General features: G+C 71.4%; 21 protein-coding genes and 1 pseudogene. 8 read left to right on the top strand and 14 right to left on the bottom strand.

What is annotated here, in order from left to right; translation table 11 throughout:
• Window positions 1-12: 12 nt before the first annotated feature.
• Together G6N16_RS07165 and eccCb are read right to left on the bottom strand one after the other, a co-directional pair.
• On the bottom strand, window positions 13-1,170 hold the full coding sequence (locus G6N16_RS07165) for a type VII secretion-associated protein (protein ID WP_083032735.1): 1,158 nt from the start codon (window positions 1,168-1,170) through the stop codon (window positions 13-15).
• The gene (eccCb, locus tag G6N16_RS07160) at window positions 1,167-4,508 is read right to left on the bottom strand and encodes a type VII secretion protein EccCb (protein ID WP_083032733.1); all 3,342 of its coding nucleotides are present in this window, start codon (window positions 4,506-4,508) and stop codon (window positions 1,167-1,169) included. Before eccCb ends, G6N16_RS07165 begins: the two co-directional genes overlap by 4 nt.
• A 91-nt stretch (window positions 4,509-4,599) precedes the next feature.
• Between eccCb and G6N16_RS21745 the strand changes: the two are divergent.
• Window positions 4,600-4,830: pseudogene (locus G6N16_RS21745) on the top strand (EsaB/YukD family protein); the annotation flags it as partial.
• Window positions 4,831-5,655: 825 nt separating this feature from the next.
• Window positions 5,656-6,966 carry a type VII secretion-associated serine protease mycosin gene (gene mycP / locus G6N16_RS21740; RefSeq protein ID WP_407663682.1) on the top strand — a complete coding sequence of 437 codons (1,311 nt, stop codon included), beginning with the start codon at window positions 5,656-5,658 and terminating at the stop codon, window positions 6,964-6,966.
• On the opposite strand, the gene eccB is transcribed toward mycP, so the two are convergent.
• Window positions 6,935-8,197: a type VII secretion protein EccB gene (gene eccB, locus G6N16_RS07150; protein WP_083032730.1), complete on the bottom strand. Its 1,263-nt coding sequence runs from the start codon at window positions 8,195-8,197 to the stop codon at window positions 6,935-6,937. The two genes, mycP and eccB, sit on opposite strands and share 32 nt — an antisense overlap.
• 52 nt (window positions 8,198-8,249) lie before the next feature.
• The gene (locus tag G6N16_RS07145) at window positions 8,250-8,810 is read right to left on the bottom strand and encodes a CGNR zinc finger domain-containing protein (RefSeq protein ID WP_083032729.1); all 561 of its coding nucleotides are present in this window, start codon (window positions 8,808-8,810) and stop codon (window positions 8,250-8,252) included.
• Between the two features lie 72 nt (window positions 8,811-8,882).
• On the opposite strand from G6N16_RS07145, the gene G6N16_RS07140 reads away from it, so the two are divergent.
• The 3 genes from G6N16_RS07140 (at window position 8,883) to G6N16_RS07130 (ending at window position 11,346) form a co-directional block, all read left to right on the top strand.
• A complete protein-coding gene (locus G6N16_RS07140; protein WP_083032727.1) occupies window positions 8,883-9,893 on the top strand; it encodes an EamA family transporter in 1,011 nt (336 codons plus the stop codon).
• On the top strand, window positions 9,883-10,569 hold the full coding sequence (locus G6N16_RS07135) for a cutinase family protein (protein ID WP_110810931.1): 687 nt from the start codon (window positions 9,883-9,885) through the stop codon (window positions 10,567-10,569). Before G6N16_RS07140 ends, G6N16_RS07135 begins: the two co-directional genes overlap by 11 nt.
• A gap of 102 nt (window positions 10,570-10,671) precedes the next feature.
• Window positions 10,672-11,346 carry a cutinase family protein gene (locus G6N16_RS07130; protein ID WP_083032726.1) on the top strand — a complete coding sequence of 225 codons (675 nt, stop codon included), beginning with the start codon at window positions 10,672-10,674 and terminating at the stop codon, window positions 11,344-11,346.
• Here the strand turns inward: G6N16_RS07130 and truA are convergent.
• From truA to infA, 8 genes are all read right to left on the bottom strand, one after another.
• The gene (truA, locus tag G6N16_RS07125; protein ID WP_083032752.1) at window positions 11,327-12,211 is read right to left on the bottom strand and encodes a tRNA pseudouridine(38-40) synthase TruA; all 885 of its coding nucleotides are present in this window, start codon (window positions 12,209-12,211) and stop codon (window positions 11,327-11,329) included. The genes G6N16_RS07130 and truA overlap by 20 nt on opposite strands.
• 16 nt (window positions 12,212-12,227) lie before the next feature.
• Window positions 12,228-12,737 (bottom strand): 50S ribosomal protein L17, encoded by a 510-nt coding sequence (rplQ, locus tag G6N16_RS07120; RefSeq protein WP_083032724.1) that lies wholly within the window; start codon window positions 12,735-12,737, stop codon window positions 12,228-12,230.
• Between the two features lie 74 nt (window positions 12,738-12,811).
• Window positions 12,812-13,864, bottom strand: coding sequence for a DNA-directed RNA polymerase subunit alpha (locus tag G6N16_RS07115; RefSeq protein ID WP_083032723.1), 1,053 nt, complete (start codon window positions 13,862-13,864; stop codon window positions 12,812-12,814).
• A 51-nt stretch (window positions 13,865-13,915) separates the two neighbouring features.
• Window positions 13,916-14,521, bottom strand: coding sequence for a 30S ribosomal protein S4 (rpsD, locus tag G6N16_RS07110; protein ID WP_083032721.1), 606 nt, complete (start codon window positions 14,519-14,521; stop codon window positions 13,916-13,918).
• Window positions 14,522-14,542: 21 nt separating this feature from the next.
• Window positions 14,543-14,962, bottom strand: a complete 420-nt coding sequence (rpsK, locus tag G6N16_RS07105) for a 30S ribosomal protein S11 (protein ID WP_083032720.1) — start codon at window positions 14,960-14,962, stop codon at window positions 14,543-14,545.
• A gap of 3 nt (window positions 14,963-14,965) precedes the next feature.
• The gene (gene rpsM, locus G6N16_RS07100) at window positions 14,966-15,340 is read right to left on the bottom strand and encodes a 30S ribosomal protein S13 (RefSeq protein WP_060998921.1); all 375 of its coding nucleotides are present in this window, start codon (window positions 15,338-15,340) and stop codon (window positions 14,966-14,968) included.
• 157 nt (window positions 15,341-15,497) lie between these two features.
• The gene (rpmJ, locus tag G6N16_RS07095; protein WP_003879483.1) at window positions 15,498-15,611 is read right to left on the bottom strand and encodes a 50S ribosomal protein L36; all 114 of its coding nucleotides are present in this window, start codon (window positions 15,609-15,611) and stop codon (window positions 15,498-15,500) included.
• Between the two features lie 70 nt (window positions 15,612-15,681).
• Window positions 15,682-15,903: a translation initiation factor IF-1 gene (gene infA, locus G6N16_RS07090; protein WP_003418601.1), complete on the bottom strand. Its 222-nt coding sequence runs from the start codon at window positions 15,901-15,903 to the stop codon at window positions 15,682-15,684.
• 276 nt (window positions 15,904-16,179) lie between these two features.
• On the opposite strand from infA, the gene G6N16_RS07085 reads away from it, so the two are divergent.
• A complete protein-coding gene (locus tag G6N16_RS07085; protein WP_179961247.1) occupies window positions 16,180-16,665 on the top strand; it encodes a hypothetical protein in 486 nt (161 codons plus the stop codon).
• A gap of 24 nt (window positions 16,666-16,689) precedes the next feature.
• The gene (locus G6N16_RS07080; protein WP_083032717.1) at window positions 16,690-18,219 is read left to right on the top strand and encodes a flotillin family protein; all 1,530 of its coding nucleotides are present in this window, start codon (window positions 16,690-16,692) and stop codon (window positions 18,217-18,219) included.
• On the opposite strand, the gene G6N16_RS07075 is transcribed toward G6N16_RS07080, so the two are convergent.
• Both G6N16_RS07075 and G6N16_RS07070 read right to left on the bottom strand, forming a co-directional pair.
• Window positions 18,104-18,592: a TfoX/Sxy family protein gene (locus G6N16_RS07075; protein WP_083032715.1), complete on the bottom strand. Its 489-nt coding sequence runs from the start codon at window positions 18,590-18,592 to the stop codon at window positions 18,104-18,106. The two genes, G6N16_RS07080 and G6N16_RS07075, sit on opposite strands and share 116 nt — an antisense overlap.
• Window positions 18,592-19,464, bottom strand: a complete 873-nt coding sequence (locus G6N16_RS07070) for an alpha/beta fold hydrolase (RefSeq protein WP_163787811.1) — start codon at window positions 19,462-19,464, stop codon at window positions 18,592-18,594. The genes G6N16_RS07075 and G6N16_RS07070 overlap by 1 nt, the downstream gene beginning before the upstream one ends.
• A gap of 59 nt (window positions 19,465-19,523) precedes the next feature.
• Between G6N16_RS07070 and G6N16_RS07065 the strand changes: the two genes are divergently transcribed.
• On the top strand, window positions 19,524-20,156 hold the full coding sequence (locus G6N16_RS07065; protein WP_083032391.1) for a winged helix-turn-helix transcriptional regulator: 633 nt from the start codon (window positions 19,524-19,526) through the stop codon (window positions 20,154-20,156).
• Window positions 20,157-20,159: the final 3 nt, after the last annotated feature.

Here is a 20,159-nt window from a genome sequence, read left to right as displayed (position 1 = left end):
AACCGGTGGTGGTCACCGGACTCCGTGGGCGGTGCGGACCGCCGTCTCGCACGCCGCGGCGATCGCCGCGGCGCTCCCGGGCGGGCTCTGGCAGCCGATCCCGATGCGGAGTTCGTCGTCGGCGAGCACGGTCCAAGTGATCTCGTGTTCGGGACGCAGCTCCCGGTAGCCGATGCCCGATCGTCCGTAGCGGTCCGCCTCTGCGTCGAAGTCGACGAACACCCCCGGCGGCGCCGCGGTGACCGCGCGGCGCAGCACCTCGGCCGTCGTCGCCGGGTCGACGCCGGAGCGGGCCTGGGTCAGATGCAGCGCCACCTGCGGATCCCGCGGTGAGCGGACTTCGACGCGCGCCGAGCCGGGGCCGCCGGTGACCCGGCGCACCGTCCAGTCGGCCGGGACGGTCACCGCCAGCCGGCCCTCGATCAGGGTGCTGGTTCCCGGTTCGTCGAGCGTCCGCACCGGTCGATGGTGGGCGGCCGCCACCGCGGCACCCGCCAGGCCGGCGGTCACCGCGATGCCGGCGGCCAGCGCGCGACGGCGGCGCCGGTGCGCCGGCCCGGCGGCCGGGACGGTGGCCCGGGCGGCGGCGGCCAGCGCGGCGGCCGTCGGGGTGACGACGCGGTGTCCGGCCTCGCGGAGGCGGGTGGTGATCAGCGCGGCGAGATCGACTGCGCCGGGCACCCCGGGCGGGCTGTCCAGGGCGACGGCGCCCGGGCCGATCTCGGCCAGGTCGGCGGCGACGGTGTCCGCGACAGCGGAGGGGTCCCCGAGCCGGTGGCACAGTCGGCGATGGCGCCGGTCGCCCAGCAGCACCGCGTCGGTGTCGATCTCGACGAACAGCCCGGTGTCGTCGGTGTGCAGTTCGCGCCGCGCCACCGGCCGCACCGGGGCGCCGCACAGCGCCGCAGCCACCGCGGTGACGGCCCGTACCCGCATCGGCGGCCAGCGGCTCGGATGGATCAGCAGCGCGTCCTCGCCGGCGGTCAACAACGGGGCCAGCGCGGCACGCCAGGCCGCTGCGACCGGGACCGCCTCCGAGTCCAGCAGGGTCAGCGCGTCGTCGCCGCCGGCCAGCGCGGCGGCGGCCGAGTTCGGGTCGGTGTGGCCGCCGTCGGGCCCACCGTCGAGGCAGCGGACGAGGCGGGGGCCGATCTCGGCGATGACGGTCATCGCGGTGGGCTCCAGGCCAGTTGCACGCAGCGTGGGTCGTCGCCGCGGGTGATCAGCACGCCCCGGCCGGGCGGCAGCCGGCGCGGGCGGACCGTCCCCAGCAGGGCCGGTTCCTCGGGATTTCCGCTCAGCGCCAGCCCGATCGGATCCGTGTCCCGCAGCGCGGCGATCAGCGGGTCGTACATGGCCCGTCCGGAACCGGTGCTGCGCCGGGCCAGCAGGATCCGCAGGCGCAGGTCGCGGGCGCGGGCCGCCGGCTCGATCAGCGGCTCCAGCGCGGCGGCCCCGGCTGCGCCGAGCAGGTCGTAGTCGTCGCAGACCACCACGGTCTCCGGTCCCCCGACGACGTCGAGCAGATCATCAACGCCTGCCAGCAGACAGTCCGACGGCAGCAGGTCGGCCAGGGTGCCGCGCGGATCGCAGAGGAAGAAGCGCAGTGTGCCCGGCGCCCGGTCGGCCAGCAGCTGCCGGCACAGCAGCCGCAGCAGGGCGGTCTTCCCGGCGCCGCTGTCGCCGAGGATCAGCAGGTGGGGCTGATCGGTGAATTCGATTCCCACGGTGGAGAGTTCGTCGTCGTCGACCAGCCCGACGGGGAGGCCGACGCTGTCGCCGAGTTCGGCGGCGGTCACCAGTGTGGGCAGCAGGCGCACCGGCTCGGCCCGGTGGCCCGGGTCCCGCGCCATCAGGATCTTCGCGGTATCGGCGGGCGGCCCGGGCCGAGCGATGCGGCCCGGCTGGCCGTCGGTGGTCAGTCCGGCTCCGGGACAGTTGCGGGGCACAGCCGCGGCGCGGTGGCGGTCCACCTCGGAGTCCAACGGTTCACCGAGCCGCAGTTCTATCCGGGTACCGAGGTGGTCCTTGAGCGCGGGCCGGATATCGGCCCACCGGGGGGTCGCCAACACCAGGTGGATCCCGACGCCCAGTCCGGCGCCGGCCAATGCGGTGATCGCCGATTCCAGGTCGTCGAACTCCTGGCGCAGGGTGGCCAGGCCGTCGATGACCAGGAACATGCGGGGTCGCTGGGCGATCGGGCCGGCGACGTCGCGGCGGTGGACCTGGGCCTGCAGGTGAGTGACGATGCGGCGCACCAGATCCGGCTCCGCGCGGGTGGCCACCGTCGCGACCTGCGGCAGCTCCGCCAGGCCGGTGAGCAGCCCGCCGCCGAAGTCCAGGCAGTGCACGCAGAGGTCCCGCGGGTCCGCGCCGAGAGCCAACGCGGTGATCAGGGTGACCAGTGTCGTGGACTTTCCGGAGCGGGCCGCACCGACCACGGCGACGTTGCCGTCGGCACCGGACAGGTCCACCCGCCACGGGGTGCGGCGCTGCTCGGCCACCCGGTCCACCAGCCCGATCGTCGCGGTCCAGGGTTCCCGGGCTCCTTCCAGGTCGGCCAGTTCCGGGGACCGGGTCAGCGGCGGCAGCCAGATCTGGTGGGCCGGTGCGCCGGTGCCGGCGAGGGCCGCCAGGGTGACGTCCAGTAGGGTCGGTGCGTCGGGCGTCGGCGGTGCGGTTGCCGAGGCTGCGGTGAACAGTTGCGGTTCGGTGGCTGGGGCGAGCGTTGCCGGTGCGGGCCCGGAGACGTAGTCGCAGCGGAACGCGACCGGGTCGGCGGATCCGACCTTGAGGTAGGCCGCACCGGGGGCTGCGGGCAGCTCGTAGGCGGCGGGGGTGCCGAGCACCGCGCGGGATTCGGTGGCCGACAGGGTTTTCAGGCAGATCCGGTAGGACAGGTGTGTTTCCAGGCCGCGCAGCCGGCCCTCGTCGAGGCGCTGGGTGGCCAACAGCAGGTGCATGCCCAGCGAGCGGCCGAGGCGGCCGATGGCGGCGAAGACCTCGGCGAATTCCGGGTGCTGGATGAGCAGTTCGGAGAACTCGTCGATGATCAGGAAAAGCACCGGCAGTGGCGGCAGGGGTGCGCCGGTCGCGCGGGCGCGCCGGTACTCGGTGATCCCGGCGAGGTTTCCCGCGGCCCGCAGAAGCTGTTGGCGGCGGGCGATCTCACCGGTCAGCGCCTCGGCCATCCGGTCGACCAGTGCGGCCTCGTCGGCCAGGTTGGTGATGACCGCGGCCACGTGATTGGTGCGGTCCAGGCCGAGAAACGTCGCGCCGCCCTTGAAGTCGACCAGCGCGAGGTTGAGCTCCTCGGGCGGGTGTGCGGCGATCATGCCGAGAGCGACGGTACGCAGCAGCTCGGATTTCCCGGATCCGGTGGCGCCCACGCAGAGTCCGTGCGGGCCCATGCCGCCGTGGGCGGCTTCCTTGATGTCCAGGTACACCGGGGTTCCGGATTCGCCGAGCCCGAGGCGGACGCGCAGATCGCCGGTGTCGGCGGGTTCGGCCGGACGGTGCGCGGCGGCGAGGCGGCGGGCGCATTCGGCCGCGCTGGCCTCGTCGAGCCGGTCGGGTTCCAGTGCCGGTGCGCAGAGTCCGAATCCGCGGGTGCTCAGCCGGTTCTCGACGAGTTCCAGGGTGTGTTCCTGCGCGGTGCCGCCGATTCGCAGTTCGACTCTCCCGGCCGGCAGCGCCGCGACCGCGGCTTTGTCGGCGGTTCCGTCGCCTACGACGACCACGAACCGTGCGCCGGAGTTGTTGTGCGGCAACCATTTAAGCCAGTCCCAGTGCGGCGCCTCGCATTCGTCGACGGCTGCGGTGATGGACAGCTCGTCGGGCGGGTGGGTGACGGCCAGCCCGCACAGTACGGCCCGGATCAGCGAACGCACCTCCTCTGGTGTGCCGGTGACCCCGACCGCGGCGCCGTCGGGCAGCGCGACGCTCACCGGCGCGTCAGCCAGCTCGGCGTGGCCGTCGACCAGTCGGCGGAACGCCGCGACCAGCAACGGATCGGCGTCCTCGGCGATGTCGGGGACGGCCGGCACCGATTCGGCCGCGCACCGCCCGCGACCGATCCGCACCCGACCGAAGCTGGGGTCGGACCGGCCGACCTGCCACATGTCCGGGGTGCCGATCAGCGCCCACAGCGCGTGCGGTTCCGGATACCGGGCAAGCATTCTGTTACGTTGCGCGGCAGCGGATTCAGTCAGCGCCCGGTGGGTGTCGGCGAGCCGGTCCAGATAGCGGTGACGCTGCTCATCGCGCTCCCGGCGCTGCGCCCCGGCCCGCCCGGTGGCGACCAGGTTGGCCAGCGCCGATCCAATCATGGTGATCGGCAGCAGCCACATCATCCGGTGGCTACCGCCGCCGGTTGGCGAGTCGGCCAGCATCGCCACCATCCCGATGCTGCTCAGCGCCATCAGCACCGGTGACAGCCGGGTGGCCAGCGGGATCCGCACCTCGCGGGGCGGGGCGGGCGGTGCGGGAAGATCGCCGACGGCGGCCATCCGCTGACGGTAGATCCGCGCTCCCCGGCCCGCAATTCACCCTGTGCACAACGGATCAGACCCGGGTCCCGGACGGGCTTAGCGTCGCCCGATGATCGACGAATCGGTGCGGGTGTGCGTGCGCTACGGCAACGGCGCGGTGGATCTGACGCTGCCGGCGGCCATCCCGATCGCCATCCTGTTGCCCGCAGTTCACACGCTGGCGGCCGACGCCGCGACCGGTGGCTGGCCGTCGGCGGCCCCGCTCGGCTGCCAGCAGCTCGGTGGGCCGCCGCTGAATCCGGCGCTGACGCTGTCCCGGTGCGGCGTCGGTTCGGGAGCCGTGTTGTTACTGACCGGGGACCGGCCGGTGCCGAGTCCCGACCCGGTGTCGCTGGCGGACGCACTGTCGGCGGCCGCCGATGCGCACCAACGGGACTGGACGACGGCGGCGACCGGGCATTGCGGCCGGTGGCTGGCGCTGTGGGCGATTGCGCTCTGCGGGTATCTCGCGGTGCCCGGCGCCGCGGTGGCCCCGCGGCTGCTGCTGTGCGGGGCCGCGGTGGCGACCGCCGCGATTCTCGGTGCGCGGGGTGGCGGCGAGGGGGCGGCGGTGGCCACCGTGGGGGTGGCCGTCGCGGCCGTCGGCGGTGTGGGCTGCTCGGTCGGGTTGCCGCCGGGCGGGGACGGGGTGCTGCTGGGCGTGGCCGCCGCGGCGGTGCTGGCCGGTGCTGCGCGGCTGACGCTTCGGGTGAGCGGGCTATCGGCGGCACTGTCGGCCGAGTTGTCGGAGTCCGCGCCGCGGCCCGATGCCGGGCCCGACGGTGGGCACGCCCTACTGACCGGATTCACCGGTGCCGCAGCAGTATTGGCCGCCGTCGGGGCAGCGGCTTCGCTGCCGGCGGGCACCATGCGGGCCACACTGTGGTCGGCGCTGTTGGCGGTGCTGCTCGCGGCCCGGCTGCCCGCCGAACCGCACGCGCCGCGCCGGATCGCTCTGCTGGCCGGGGCGGTGGCCGCGGCCGGTGTCACAACGGTGGTTCTGGGTCTGCGCTGGCCGGTGGCCGCCGTGGCGGCGCCGGTTGCCGCGGCCGCCGCCGTGGGACTGTGTCGCGTGCGCCCGGAGTCGGGTGGGCGGAGTACGGCGGCGCGGATCGGGACGGTGGCGATGGTCGCGGTACTGCCGGTGGCGGCCTGGACGCTGGGGCTGGTGCGGCTGCCCGCAGTTGCCGCCGAGCCGCCGGCGACCGGCCCGACGGCGGTGGACTCCGCGGCGCTGCCGGAGCCGGCCCGACCGGCACCGGTGCGCCCGACCCGTCAGCGCAGCGCGTGCACGGTGGCCGGGGCGGCCCGGGACCTGCAGCCCGAGGTCAATCCCCTTGCCCCACTAGCCCGGTCGGTTTCCGGGCCGAATCGGGGGCGGGGCCAGCGGATCGCCGTCATCGACACCGGCGTGACCCGGCACCGCCGGCTGCGCGACGTGCGCGCCGGCGGTGATTTCGTGGCGACCGGGGACGGCACCGGCGACTGCGACGGCCACGGCACCATCGTGGCCGGGATCATCGCGGCCACACCGGATCCCGAGGATCCCTCTGGGTTCTTTGGGCTGGCCCCGGACGCCACGATCATCGCGATCCGGCAGACCAGCATGAAGTTCGGGCCGGCCGGGCAACCGGGCGTCACCGGGGTCGGTGACGTCGGGACGCTGGCCGCGGCGGTGCGCACCGCCGCGGATCTGGGCGCGACGGTCATCAACATCTCGACGGTGGCGTGCGCGGCCGGCGGGATCGAGGACCGTGCGCTCGGTGCAGCTCTGGCCTACGCGGTCGACGTCAAGGATGCGGTGGTGGTGGCCGCGGCCGGCAACACCGGGGGGCCGGGACAGTGCCCGGCGCAGCAGCCCACCGGTGCGCAATTGGACTGGCGCACCGCGACGGTCGCGGTCAGCCCCGCCTGGTACGACGACTATGTGCTCACCGTCGGTTCGCTGGGCGCCGATGGAGCGGCCTCGGCCTTCACCTTGGCCGGCCCGTGGGTGGACGTCGCCGCGCCGGGCGAGAATCTGGTGTCGCTGAATCCGGACGGCCGTTCACTGTTGAACGAGGTGACGATGTTCGGCCGTCCCGGGCCGCTGTCGGGGACCAGTTATGCCGCCCCGGTGGTCAGCGGTCTGGCCGCGTTGGTGCGCAGCGCCTTCCCGGAGTTGACCGCTCGGCAGGTGATGGCCCGGATTGAGGCGACGGCTGTCGGTGGATCCTGGAATCCATTGTCCGGCAACGGGATGATCGATGTCGGCGCCGCGCTGCGCCCGGAGAGCCAAGCTCCGGCGGCCGGTGTTTTTGCACCGGTGACGTTGCCCGCGGCACCGGCGGCCGCCCGCGCCGATCGGGGCCGGGGTACCGCGTTCGCCGGCGCCGGGGTGTGCGCGGCGCTGCTGGCCGTTGGGCTCAGTGGGCGACGGCGGCTGCGGCGCGGTTGAGTGTGGGGCCCGTCGGCAGCCCGGCCGTCAGCCCCGGCGGTGCGGGCAGCGGATGCTCCCCCAGTGCCAGTACCCGGGCGGCGTCGTCGTCGACCGGATAGCGCACCCCGGTGTCGGTGAGCACCGAGCGGCCGTCGGGCCCGGACAGATACACGCATCGCCCGGGTGGGACGAAGACCGCGTCGACGGCCGGGCCGGGGCCATCGGCTCCGGCCAGTGCGACGGCGTGTCGTCCCGGTGGCAGGGGTGGGGCGTCGGCCACCCAGGTCCGGGCCGCGCCGTCGGCGTCGAGGCCCGCGCACAGCACGCCGTCGGCCCGGGTGTCGATGGCCCCGACGGCCTCGGGCAGCCCGGCCACCGCGGGCAGCGCGGCGGTGGGTACCGCGGCGAGAGCGGCGGCCGATACCGGGCGGATCCGAGCGCCCGGGTCTCCGCCGGTGAACCGCAGCAGGTCGGCGGCCAGCGCGCCGATCGGCGCCACCCCGCCGGCCAGCACCAGGTAGTACCGGCGGGCGCCGGCGCGTTCGGTGCCGATGACCTCGCCGACCCGGACGTGGCCGAGAGCCGCCGGTCCGGGGTTGCCCGCCAACGGGACGCGCACCGGCGTAATCGGGGGGCCCTCGGGAAGCAGTGCCAGCAGGGTGGCGGACACCGGCCGGGCCCGCCCCGCGTCGACGCCCAGCGCCCGGTTCACGCCGGGGTCGGCGGCGACTTCGTGGCGGTGCCCGCCGGTCAGCAGGTAGCGACGCCCCGACGGCCCGGTGACCAGCGCGGCGCTGTCCCCGGCCGGGGGCCGCTGATCGATCAGGACGGTGGTGGCCTCGGTGCTGTCGCAGACCGCCCAGGTCGTCGTCGGCAGCGGCGTTCCTACGTCGTCGGGGGCGCCGGGGATGCCGAGGGTGGCTCCGCGGGCCGTCCCGGCCAGGGCCGCGGCGGAGACCCGGCGGGGTGCGGCCGGGTTGTCGGCGATCAGCCGGGCCGAGGTGAGGTTGAGGACCGGGTGCACGGTGTCGCCGATCCGCACGTAGCGCGCCCCGGTGTCCGCCGACATCACGACGGCGCCGTCGCCGACGGTGGGTGCGGGGCCCAGCAGGTCGACGGCGCGGGTGGCCAGCAGCATCGCGGTCAGCACGGCCCCCGCCGTCAGCGCCGGCCCGGAGTTATCCGGTGGCCGCAGCGCCGCGGCGGCCCGGCGGCGCAGGAACCGCAGGTCGCCGCTCGCGTGGTTCATGCGCCGACGTTACGGCCGACGCGGCCCCCGGGCGGTTCCGTCGTGCACAGGGCTATCGGTGGGCGGCGGTGTTCTTGCGTTCCCGGTAGGCGGCGACGTGCAGCCGGTTGCCACAGTTTCCGGTGTCGCAGAACCGGCGGGACCGGTTGCGGGACAGGTCGATGAACACGGCGTCGCAGTCCGGTGCGGCGCAGGAGCGCAGCCGGCGCAGTTCGCCGGCCCGGATGACGTCGGCCAGCGCCATCGCAGCCTCGGCACCCATGCGCTGGGCCAGCGGGTCCTCGGGGTCGCCGAAGTGCAGATGCCAGTCGGGCAGTTCGGCGTGCCGGGTCAGCCAGGGCCGGGCGTCGGTGTCGGCCAGCAGCGCGTTGACGGCGGTGACCGTGTGCTCCTCGTCACCGGCGTGCGCCCAGATGTCGCCGAGCCGGGTGCGCAGCCGGCGGACGTCGGCGAGTTCGGCGTCATCGCCGTCGTGGCGGCCGGTCCAGCCCCATTCGGCCAGGTAGTCGGCCAGTGCGCCGGCGTCGGCGAGGGTGTCCCGGTCGTCGTCCGCGCTATTGACCAGGGCGGCGACGGCCCGCAGCGACAGCTCCGTGTCATGACTGAAACTCATTTGACTCATGACTCCTTCCGGCTCTACCGTCATGAGCAAATCTGAGTTTACCCATGACATAGGGAGACGTTCGTGTTGCAGCGCATCGCACCGGCCGACCGGTTCCGGCTGGGCGCGACGTTCGCGCTGCTCTCGGCGTTGTGCTTCGGGGTGTCCGGATCATTCGCCCGCTCGCTGCTGGACGCCGGCTGGAGCCCGTCCGCCGCGGTGGCCGCCCGGCTCGCCGGCGGGGCGGTCGCGTTGACGGTGGTGTGTGCCTTCGTCAACCGCGGATGGCTCCGGGAGGTGGGCAAGCACGCCGGGACGGTCCTGACTTACGGCCTGATCCCCATCGCCGGGGCCCAGCTCTGCTACTACAACGCCGTCCAGCATCTGTCGGTCGCCGTGGCACTGCTGCTGGAGTACACCTCTCCGGTCCTGGTGACGGCATGGCTGTGGCTGTCCACCCGGCGCCGGCCCAGCAACCGGACGCTGGCCGGGGTGGGCATGGCCGTCGCCGGGATCGTGGTGGTGCTCGACGTCGCCCACGGCGCCCGGATCAACGGTGTCGGCATCGCCTGGGGACTGGCCGCCGCGGTGTGCGCGGCCTGCTACTTCATGATGGGCGACATCTCCGAGACCACTGCCGACGACGGCACCCCGCTACGGCCGCTGACGCTGGCCACCGGCGGCCTGTGGGTCGGCGCGGCCGCCGTCCTCGCCCTCGGCGGATCCGGCCTGATGCCGCTGCGGTTCACCGGCAACGACGTGGTGCTGGCCGGTGCGACGATGTCGCCGCTGGTCTCGGTGCTGACCCTGGCGCTGGTTGCCTGCGCTGCCGCATACGCCCTCGGCATCATCGGGATCGCCCTGCTCAAGCCCGGCTTCGCCTCCCTGCTGGGGCTCACCGAGGTGTTGTTCGCGGTGGCCTGGGCGTGGTTGCTGGTCGGCGAGACGATCAGCTGGGTGCAGGGAATCGGCGGCCTGGTGGTGCTGGCCGGGCTGGCGCTGGCCCGTTCCGGAGATCCCGAACCCCGGGTGCTGCTCGTCGACCACCACGGAAAACTCCAGCCCGACCGGCTAACATCTGAGGGTGCCCGCTAATCGTTCCCCGCGCCGTTTCCGTGCCGTCCGCGCCCTGATCGCGCTGGCGGCAGCCCCAGTCGCCGTCGGCCTGTCCGCCGCCCTGCCCACCACCGCCGTGCCGTCGGCGCATGCTGCAGGCTGTAATGACATCGAGGTGGTGTGGGCTCGCGGCACCACCGAGGATCCCGGCGTGGGTCGCGTCGGCAATGCGTTCGTGCAGGCGCTGCGCGGCAAGGTCGGCGGTCGCAGCGTGGGCGCCTACGGTGTGATCTACCCGGCCAGCTACGACTTCCTCCAGGCGACGGCGGGCGCCAACGATGCCAGCTGGCACATCCAGTGGGTGATGGACAACTGCCCCGCCACCCGGATCGTGCTGGGCGGCTATTCGCAGGGCGCGGCGGTGGTGGATGCGCTCGCCGCAGTCCCGGTCCCCGGTCTGGGCTTCGATGCACCGCTGCCGGGCAACGCCCCGGAGCACATCGCGGGGCTGGTGACGTTCGGTAACCCGGCCGGAAAGTTCGGCATGTCACTGGCCAACAGCCCGGTCTGGGCCGGCCGCGCGATCGACCTGTGCAACGCCGGTGACCCGGTCTGCAACCTCGGCATCTTCGACGCCACCGACGTCGAGGCACACCGCGCCTACGCGGGCGGACCCGCCTACCAGGCGGCGGGCTTCATCGCGGGTCTGCTTTAGCGGGCCATACCCTGGGTAGGCCGGTGTCGTTGCCGGGCTGATCTGAAGACGCAACCGGTCCGTAATCTCGCGCACGGGGTTTCCGCCGTCGGGCTGGCTACCATGGGGCGAGTGAGAGTGCCCCGCTGGTCGGCGATCATCGGTGCAGCGCTGTTTACGTTCTCCACCATCGTTGCGCCACAGCAGCTTCGGCTGACGCTGGATGCCGAGGCGGTGGCGTGCCCGCACGCCGAGCTGGTTTTCGCCCGTGGGCGCATGGAGGCGCCCGGTCCGGGCGAGATCGGCGCCACCCTGTACAACCTGCTGCGGGTCAAGGCGCGCAAGGACATCTCGCTGTATGCGGTGAACTATCCGGCCAACACCGAGGTCGACATCGGCGCCAACGACATGAGCCGGCACATCCTGGGCATGATCGCCCGTTGCCCGAGCACCCGGATCGTGGTGGGCGGGTATTCGCTGGGCGCGGCGGTGTCCGACGTCGTGCTGGCGGTTCCGCTGCCGTTCGTCACCTTCCGCAATCCGCTGCCCGCCAGCGCGGCGCCCAATATCGCCGCGGTGGCGTTGTTCGGCAACGGTTTTCAGTGGGTGGGCCCGATCACCAGTTTCTCCCCGGTGTACCGCGACCGCACCATCGAGCTGTGCCACGGCGATGACCCGATCTGCAATCCGACCATCCCGCAGAACTGGCGCACCCGCTGGCCCGACCACCTTGCCCCGGCCTACATCAAGGCCGGAATGGTGAACCAGGCCGCGAATTTCATCGCGGCGCGGATCTGAGGTCGCGGGTCACCCGGATGCGCGCGGCCAGCTGGCCATCGGGCGGATAGTCGACGCCCACCAGCGTCAGCCCGCGCGCCGGTGCCGCGGCGAACTCGCTGGAGCGCCGGTCGGCACCCAGCAGCGTGGCCAGCCAGCCGGTGTCGCGGCGGCCCTCCCCCACCGCCAGCAGTGCACCGACCACCGACCGGACCATGTTCCAGCAGAAGGCGTCCGCGGTGACGTGCACGGTGATGTCGTCGCCGTCGCGCACGACCTCGAGGCGCTGCAGTTCACGGATCGTGGTGGCGCCGTCGCGATGTCGACAGAATGCTGCGAAGTCCCGCAGCCCGAGCAGCTCCCGCGCGGCGGCGTTCATCGCATCGACGTCCAGTGGGCGCGGCCATCCGGTGACCAACCGCGCGCGCTGCGGGTCGACCCCGTAGGGCGCCGTAGTCAGCCGGTAGACGTAGTGCCGGCGCAGGGCGGAGAACCGGGCGTCGAATCCGGCCGGCGCGCGCGTGATGTCGCGGATCCGCACATCCGGGGGCAGGAACCGCGCCAGCCGGCGGACCAGCGGCTCGAATTCGGGTTCACCGGCCGGGCGGCGGGTGCGCGGATAGGCGTGCGGCAGCGCGGCGACCGGGACATCGATGTGTGCGACCTGGCCGGTGGCGTGCACGCCGGTGTCGGTCCGCCCGGCGGCGCGCACGGTCACCGGTTCCCGGAACACCGTCGACAGCGCATCCTCGATCACCCCGGCGACGGTGCGCTGCTCGGCCTGGGTGGCCCAGCCGGCGAATTCCGTTCCGTCGTAGGAGATGTCGAGGCGCAATCGCACTGCGTCCAACGGAACATGCCCGCCACCGGAGTCGATGGCGGGCATGTTCACGACGTCGCTGTTACTCGTCGGCTTCGGCTTCGGGCGCCTCGGCCTCGGCGGTCTGGGCGTCGGCGATGGCCTCGTCCTCGGCCTTGACCTCTTCGACGGACTCGACGGGGGCCTCAGCCTTGGCCGCGGCCCGACGGGCCCGGTTGGCCTCCGAGGTCACCGTCTTCTCCCGAACCAGCTCGATGACCGCCATCGGGGCGTTGTCGCCCTTACGGTTCTCGATCTTGATGATCCGGGTGTAGCCGCCGTCGCGGTCGGAGTAGAACGGGGCGATCTCGGCGAACAGGATGTGCACGACGTCCTTGTCCCGGATCTTCTTCATCACCTCACGACGGTTGTGCAGCGCACCCTTCTTGGCGTGAGTGATCAGCTTCTCCGCGTACGGCCGCAGCGCCCGCGCCTTCGGCTCGGTCGTGGTGATCCGGCCGTGCTCGAACAGCGCGGTCGCCAGGTTGGCGAGCAGCGCCTTCTGGTGCGAGGACGACCCGCCGAGGCGGGCTCCCTTAGTGGGCTTGGGCATTGCGACTATCTCCTAAATGGGGCCGGCCCCCGTATCAGGTAGGACCGGGACGGTTTGGCTGAAAAGCCCTGTGGTTAAAGCTGCTCGGTCTCGGCGTAGTCCTGGTTGTCGTCCAGGTCGTAGCCGGCGTCGCTGTTCCAGGTGCCGGTGGCGACGTCGTAACCGGCAACCTCGGACGGGTCGAACGTGGCCGGAGAATCCTTGAGGGCCAGACCCAGCTGGTGCAGCTTGATCTTCACCTCATCGATGGACTTCTGACCGAAGTTGCGGATGTCCAGCAGATCGGACTCCGTGCGGGCCACCAGCTCGCCCACCGTGTGCACACCCTCGCGCTTGAGGCAGTTGTACGACCGCACCGTCAGGTCCAGGTCGTCGATCGGCAGCGCGAAGCTGGCGATGTGATCCGCCTCGGCCGGCGACGGGCCGATCTCGATGCCCTCGGCCTCGACGTTGAGTTCCCGTGCCAGACCGAACAGTTCGACCAGGGTCTTACCGGCCGAGGCCAGCGCGTCGCGCGGGCTGATGGAGTTCTTGGTCTCGACGTCCAGGATCAGCTTGTCGAAGTCGGTGCGCTGCTCGACACGGGTGGCCTCGACCTTGTAGGTCACCTTGAGCACCGGCGAGTAGATGGAATCGACCGGTATACGGCCGATTTCGGCACCCGACGCCTTGTTCTGCACGGCGGGGACGTAGCCGCGGCCGCGCTCGACGACGAGTTCGACCTCCAGCTTGCCCTTGTCGTTCAGGGTGGCGATGTGCATGTCCGGGTTGTGCACGGTGACCCCGGCCGGCGGCACGATGTCACCGGCGGTGACGGTGCCCGGGCCCTGCTTGCGCAGGTACATGGTGACCGGCTCGTCCTCCTCCGAGGACACCACCAGGCCCTTGAGGTTCAGGATGATGTCGGTGACATCCTCCTTCACCCCGGGAACGGTGGTGAACTCGTGCAGCACACCGTCGATGCGAATGCTGGTGACCGCCGCGCCCGGGATGGACGACAGCAGCGTGCGCCGCAGCGAGTTGCCGAGCGTGTAGCCGAAGCCCGGCTCCAGCGGCTCGATGACGAACTGCGACCGGTTCTCGGCCAGCACGTCTTCGGTCAGGGTGGGGCGCTGTGAGATCAGCATTGGGTGTTTCTCCTTCTCGGCACCCGCTATTTGATGCCGGTTGGGGGGTGATTACTTCGAGTAGAGCTCGACGATGAGCTGCTCGGACAGCGGCACGCTGATCTGCGCGCGCTCGGGCAGCTGGTGCACCAGGATGCGCTGACGCTCGCCGACCACCTGCAGCCAACCCGGGATCGGGCGGTCACCGGCGGTCTCGCGGGCGATGATGAACGGATCGGTGTTCAGCGACTTGTCGCGGACATCGATGATGTCGTACTGCGACACCCGGTAGCTGGGCACGTTGACCTTCACACCGTTGACGGTGAAGTGGCCGTGGCTGACCAGCTGACGGGCCATCCGCCGGGTGCGCGCCAGGCCGGCGCGGTACACGACGTTGTCCAGCCGGCTCTCCAGGATCTGCAGCAGGTTCTCACCGGTCTTGCCGGGCTTGCGCACGGCTTCCTCGTAGTACCGGCGGAACTGCTTCTCCATGACGCCGTAGGTGAAGCGGGCCTTCTGCTTCTCCTGCAGCTGCAGGCGGTATTCGCTCTCCTTGATCCGCGCGCGGCCGTGCTGGCCGGGCGGGTAGGGGCGCTTCTCAAACGACTGGTCACCGCCGACGAGGTCGACGCCGAGGCGCCGCGACTTGCGGGTGACGGGTCCGGTGTAACGAGCCATCTTCCTTTATCCTCCCTAGCCCTAGACCCGGCGCCGCTTGGGCGGACGGCAGCCGTTGTGCGGCTGCGGGGTGACATCGGAGATCTGGCCGACCTCAAGGCCGGCGGCCTGCAGTGAACGGATCGCGGTCTCGCGGCCCGAGCCCGGGCCCTTGACGAAGACGTCGACCTTCTTGACACCGTGTTCCTGCGCCTTGCGGGCGGCGTTCTCGGCGGCCAGCTGAGCGGCGAACGGGGTCGACTTGCGCGAACCCTTGAAGCCGACGTGACCCGAGGAGGCCCACGCGATCACGTTGCCGGCCGGGTCGGTGATCGAGACGATGGTGTTGTTGAAGGTGCTCTTGATGTGAGCGGCGCCGTGCGGGATGTTCTTCTTTTCCCGGCGCCGGGTGGTGGTCTTGCCGCGCTTGGCGGTGCCGGCGGCTTTCTTCTGAGGGGGCATGGCTTACCTGGCCTTCTTCTTGCCGGCGATGGTGCGCTTGGGGCCCTTGCGGGTACGCGCATTGGTCTTGGTCCGCTGGCCGCGCACCGGCAGGCCGCGGCGGTGCCGCAGGCCCTGGTAGCAACCGATCTCGATCTTGCGGCGGATGTCGGCCTGCACCTCGCGGCGCAGATCACCTTCCACCTTGAGGTTGCCCTCGATGTAATCGCGCAGCTGGGTGACCTGGTCGTCGGTCAGATCCTTGGTGCGCAGGTCCCGGTCGATGCCGGTGGCCGCCAGGATTTCCTGGGAGCGGGTACGGCCGATGCCGTAGATATAGGTCAGCGCGATCTCCATGCGCTTGTCGCGCGGGAGATCAACGCCCATGAGACGTGCCATCAGGCAGTGTTTCCTTCTTCAATGCGGAGGTCTGGTCCCAGCCCGTTCCCTGAATCGGGGTCCGGCCTCCGTGCCGGACGTATTCGGGTGGCGATCCACCCGGTGGTGCTGGGAGTTCATCATTCAGTTGTCGGTACTGCGTCTGCAGGCGGTGCTGCTAGCCCTGCCGCTGCTTGTGGCGGGGATCGGAGCAGATCACCATGACCCGCCCATGCCGGCGGATCACCCTGCACTTGTCGCAGATCGGCTTGACGCTCGGGTTCACCTTCACGGCTGTCGATCCTTTTCACTATCCGGTGCTGCGGGCACGGGTGTCCGCAACGACGTTGTTCGGGTTGTTGCTACTTGTAGCGGTAGACGATGCGACCCCGGGATAGGTCGTAGGGCGAAAGCTCCACCACCACCCGGTCCTCGGGCAGGATGCGGATGTAGTGCTGCCGCATCTTGCCGCTGATGTGGGCGAGCACCTTGTGTCCGTTCTCCAGCTCAATGCGGAACATCGCATTGGGCAGAGGCTCGACCACGCGGCCCTCGACCTCGATGGCGCCGTCTTTCTTGGCCATACTCTCTGGCGATCCTGTCGTTTCGGTTTCGTATCTTCGTCGGTTGCTACACCTGTCCGGGCACGGCAGGCGCTCCGACTAAAAACGTGGGCTCCAACCTGGGCATTCCGCCGAACGAAGAAAACACACAAAAAAGCCGGCGCGACGACCGCACCGTCTGACCACGATACCCTCTGTGCGGCCAGGCCCAAAATCGCGCGTCCGGCGATCGCCGAAGGGTGGGACAATGGAATCCGGCGAGCCGAAGGGGACCCTGTGACCACCGTATACGTGGCGATGTTCGCCATCGGCGGGATCGCCGTGCTGGTGGCGCTGCTGGCGACCGACCTCGACCTCGGCCTGCACCACGACGGACTGCCGTTCCTGAGCCTGACCGGGGTGTCGGCGGGGCTGCTCGGCGCAGGCACCGGGGGGCTGATCAGCGGCTGGGCCGGAATTCCGCCGCTGGGCGCCGGCGCGATCGCGGTGGCCGGCGGATTGGCGTTGATGGCCGCGTTCCAGGGCCTGCTGCTGCCCTACCTGCGCCGGCAGGAGGCCAACTCCCACCTCGGGCGAGACTCCTACGTCGGCCTGCTCGGCATCGTCACCCTCGACATCCCGGCCGACGGCTGGGGCGAGGTGTCCTTCGTCGACTCCGACGGCAACCGGGTGCACGCCCGGGCCGTCACCGCCGAGCCGTCGGCCCTGCCCAAGACCACCAAGGTCTACATCGCCGACGTCGATCCCGACGCCGTGCACGTCGTCGCCATTCCCGAGTCCTGACCAACGCCGAACCCGGAGGCCCCGTTGTCCACCCTGCTGATCGTCATCATCGCCGCGGTCGCCGCGCTGCTCCTGCTGGTGGTGCTCCCCTTGATCTATGTGAAGAACTACATCAAGGTGCCGCCTAACGAGGTGGCGGTGTTCACCGGCCGCGGTACGCCCAAGGTGGTGCGCGGCGGGGCACGGTTCCGGATGCCCGGCATCGAACGCGTCGACGTGATGAGCCTGGAGCCGTTCAACGTCAGCATCAACCTGCAGAACGCCCTGAGCAACGACGGCGTGCCGGTGAACGTGGAGGCCGTCGGCCTGGTGCGCATCGGGTCGGCCGACGAGGCGGTGCAGACCGCGGTGCAGCGCTTCCTGACCTCCGACCTGGAGGAATTGCAGCGCCAGATCAACGAGATCCTGGCCGGCTCGCTGCGCGGTATCACCGCAACAATGACGGTCGAGGACCTCAACTCCAATCGTGACTCGCTGGCCCGCAGCGTGGTCGAGGAGGCCGGCGGCGACCTGGCGCGGATCGGCATGGAGGTCGACGTGCTCAAGATCGCCGGCATCTCCGACCGCAACGGCTACCTGGAATCACTGGGCCAGCGCCGTATCGCCGAGGTCAAGCGGGACGCCGCCGTCGGCACCGCCGAGGCCGAGCGCGACGCGCAGATCCAGTCCGCCAAGGCCCGCCAGGCCGGCGCCGTCGCCCAGGCCGAGGCCGATACCGCGATCGCCACGGCCAACCAGCGCCGCGACGTCGAGCTGGCCCGGCTGCGCGCCCAAACCGAAGCGGAGAACGCCCAGGCCGACCAGGCCGGCCCGCTGGCCAACGCCCGCGCGCAGAAGGACGTGGGTATCGCCGTCGAGCAGGCCGAGGCGGCCCGGGTGCAGGCCCGCATCGAGGTCGAGCAGCGCCGCGCCGAGCAGGCCCAGGCCGCGTTGGCGGCCGACGTGATCGCCCCGGCCGAGGCCCAGCGCCAGGCCGACATCGCCCGCGCCGAGGGCGCGCGCCAGGCCGCGATCCTCACCGCGCAGGCCTCCGCGGAGGCGGCCCGCCAGGCCGGCGAGTCCCAGGCCGACGCCCGCAAGTTCGAGGCCGACGCGCTGCGGGTGGAGCGCCAGGCCGAGGCCGACGGCATCAAGGCCAAGCTGGTCGCCGAGGCCGACGCCCGCAAGATCGCCGCCGAGGCGCTGCGCGCCGAGCAGCAGGCCGAGGCCGACGGCATCAAGGCCAAGCTGGTCGCCGAGGCCGAGGGCAAGGAGCAGATCGCGGCGGCGCTGAACTCCTACAGCCCGGAGGCCGCCCGGCTGCTCACCCTGCCCGATGTGCTGGCATCGGTGGTCAAGGCCACCGAGGCCGCGGCGACCCCGCTGTCCTCGATCGACCGGCTGTCCATCATCGGCGGGTCCGCCGACGCCCAGGCCGGGATCGGTTCGCTGCTCGGGGTCAGCCCGATCGCCGTCGCCAACGTGGTGGAGGCGCTGCGGGCCTCAGGCATCGACCTGGCGGCGCTGCTGTCGCGGACGGGCACCCCGGAGCCGCCGCCCGAGCCGAAGCGCTGACCGAGGCGTGAAACTCGCTGGCGGCCTGGTTCGGTGTTCGGCTACGTTCGGCCTTCGCGGACGCCGCGGCGATGCCGATGGCGATCCACTCATCGAGGTCCGGCTGGCCCCACAGGTGCTCGGCATCGACCTGGACCCAACCGCGCATCTCCTTGGCCCCCATCTCCGCCGGGCGGGCCGGGGTGGTCCGCAACAGCTCGGCAGCGCCTGCGGCGTCACCAGCGCGGACCCACAGTCCGCCGGCGTTGACGACGACGGCGATCCGGCCGTCGACCAGGAAGGCCAGCGCGCCGAACATCGCCTTCTCGCTCAGCGACGGGTCGCCACCGAACGATGCCCGCACCCGAGCGGCGAGGTGCGCGTCGTGGGCCACTACGCCGACCCGTGCCAACTGCGGATCGCCGCCCCGAATTGCTCGGGTGCGTCGGACGGCACGAAGTGGCCGGCGCCGTCGACGATGACGGTCCGGTGGTCGGTGAGGATCTGCTGCCAGCGCCGCAGTTCGTCGTCGCCGAAGGCGAAGTCGGCGTCGCCCCACACGATCAATGCCGGCAGCCCCGAGATACCGGGCAGCCCCGCTTCGACCTCGCCGAGGAATTCCCGGCTGGCGGTGATTTCCCGGGGGAACACCGCCGAGGCCTCCCGCCGCGCCGGGTTGCCGAGAGCATTGCGGTAGTGGTTCATCTCGTCGTCGGTGGGCTTGGTGAGCCGGTGCCCGATGGGGATCATGGCGTTGACGAAGAGGTTGAGCTGCCGGATGAGCAGCCGGCCGATCGGGCTGCCCATCACATGCGACATGGTCTGCACGAGCAGGGACTCCACCGGCCACGCCCAGGTGTTGGTCAGCACCAGGCGATCGAAACGCTCCGGGCGCCGCTGCGCCACGGCCAGCCCGATCGGGCCGCCCCAGTCGTGGGCCACCAGCGTCACGCCACGCAGATCCAGCGCGTCCACGAAACCGCCGATCACCTCAGCATGCTCGGCGGGCAGATACCGGTATCCCGGTGCCGCCGCGGACAATCCGAAGCCGGGGTAGTCCACGGCGATGCAACGGAACTCCGTCCGCAGCGCGTCGATCACCTTCCGATAGTCGAACGACCAGGTCGGATTGCCGTGCAGGAAAAGCAGCACCGGCCCCGCCCCTTCGTCCACGTAGTGAATGCGGTGCCCGTCGATGTCGATGAATCGGCTCTCGAACGGAAACAGCTCGTCGTCGACCCACGTGGGCCGGTGCGCCTCGGTCACATTGCCCCCTCGCTATGCTGATATAATCAAGTTCACTTTAGATTAGCAAGTAGGTGGCGATGGCGCGAGGCTACGGCCAGTACTGCGGGCTGGCCCGAGCATTGGGTGTGGTGGGCGACCGGTGGAATCTGTTGATCGTCCGCCAGCTGCTGATGGGACCGGCGCGCTACGGCGAGCTCCGCGACGGCCTGGCCGGTATTGCCACCAACCTGCTGACCGATCGGCTGCGCGAACTCGAGACCGCCGGGGTGATCGAACGCCGGCTCTCCGATGACGCCAACGCGATCAGCTACGCACTCACCCCGTGGGGCGCACAACTTCGCGAACCCATCAACGCGCTGGTCCGCTGGTCCACACCGCTGATGGTCCGCGGGCCCGAGGGCGATGAGTTTCGAGGCGAATGGCTCCTGGTGGCACTACCCGCCCTGTTCGAAAATCGTGCGCCCGCCGACCGGCCGGTTGCCGTGGGCATTTGCGTCGAGGGCTTCACGGCGCAGATCACCGGCACCGAATCGGGCATCGAGGTGACGCGGCCCGACGGGCGCCCGCTCGATGCGACGCTGACCGGAGAGGCGCCCGTCGTGCTCGGGCTCGCGGCGGGAGCGCTCGCCTTTTCCGACCTCGCCGCGTTCCTCGACATCGACGGCGACGAAGCGGCGCTGCGGGCGATCTTCGACGCACCCGGCCTCTAGCAT

The organism is Mycolicibacterium insubricum (assembly GCF_010731615.1).
In the GTDB taxonomy this organism is placed as follows: Bacteria; Actinomycetota; Actinomycetes; order Mycobacteriales; family Mycobacteriaceae; genus Mycobacterium; species Mycobacterium insubricum.
The sequence above is the reverse complement of the archived record's forward strand: the minus strand, read 5'-3'. Positions and strand labels throughout refer to the sequence as shown.

Bases quoted from the DNA above. Each gene is read 5' to 3' on its own strand.
- G6N16_RS07165 (WP_083032735.1), bottom strand. From the start codon at position 1,170: ATGACCGTCATCGCCGAGATCGGCCCCCGCCTCGTCCGCTGCCTCGAC.
- eccCb (WP_083032733.1), bottom strand. From the start codon at position 4,508: ATGGCCGCCGTCGGCGATCTTCCCGCACCGCCCGCCCCGCCCCGCGAG.
- mycP (WP_407663682.1), top strand. From the start codon at position 5,656: ATGGTCGCGGTACTGCCGGTGGCGGCCTGGACGCTGGGGCTGGTGCGG.
- eccB (WP_083032730.1), bottom strand. From the start codon at position 8,197: ATGAACCACGCGAGCGGCGACCTGCGGTTCCTGCGCCGCCGGGCCGCC.
- G6N16_RS07145 (WP_083032729.1), bottom strand. From the start codon at position 8,810: ATGAGTTTCAGTCATGACACGGAGCTGTCGCTGCGGGCCGTCGCCGCC.
- G6N16_RS07130 (WP_083032726.1), top strand. From the start codon at position 10,672: ATGGGGCGAGTGAGAGTGCCCCGCTGGTCGGCGATCATCGGTGCAGCG.
- truA (WP_083032752.1), bottom strand. From the start codon at position 12,211: ATGCCCGCCATCGACTCCGGTGGCGGGCATGTTCCGTTGGACGCAGTG.
- rplQ (WP_083032724.1), bottom strand. From the start codon at position 12,737: ATGCCCAAGCCCACTAAGGGAGCCCGCCTCGGCGGGTCGTCCTCGCAC.
- G6N16_RS07115 (WP_083032723.1), bottom strand. From the start codon at position 13,864: ATGCTGATCTCACAGCGCCCCACCCTGACCGAAGACGTGCTGGCCGAG.
- rpsD (WP_083032721.1), bottom strand. From the start codon at position 14,521: ATGGCTCGTTACACCGGACCCGTCACCCGCAAGTCGCGGCGCCTCGGC.
- rpsK (WP_083032720.1), bottom strand. From the start codon at position 14,962: ATGCCCCCTCAGAAGAAAGCCGCCGGCACCGCCAAGCGCGGCAAGACC.
- rpsM (WP_060998921.1), bottom strand. From the start codon at position 15,340: ATGGCACGTCTCATGGGCGTTGATCTCCCGCGCGACAAGCGCATGGAG.
- infA (WP_003418601.1), bottom strand. From the start codon at position 15,903: ATGGCCAAGAAAGACGGCGCCATCGAGGTCGAGGGCCGCGTGGTCGAG.
- G6N16_RS07085 (WP_179961247.1), top strand. From the start codon at position 16,180: ATGTTCGCCATCGGCGGGATCGCCGTGCTGGTGGCGCTGCTGGCGACC.
- G6N16_RS07065 (WP_083032391.1), top strand. From the start codon at position 19,524: ATGGCGCGAGGCTACGGCCAGTACTGCGGGCTGGCCCGAGCATTGGGT.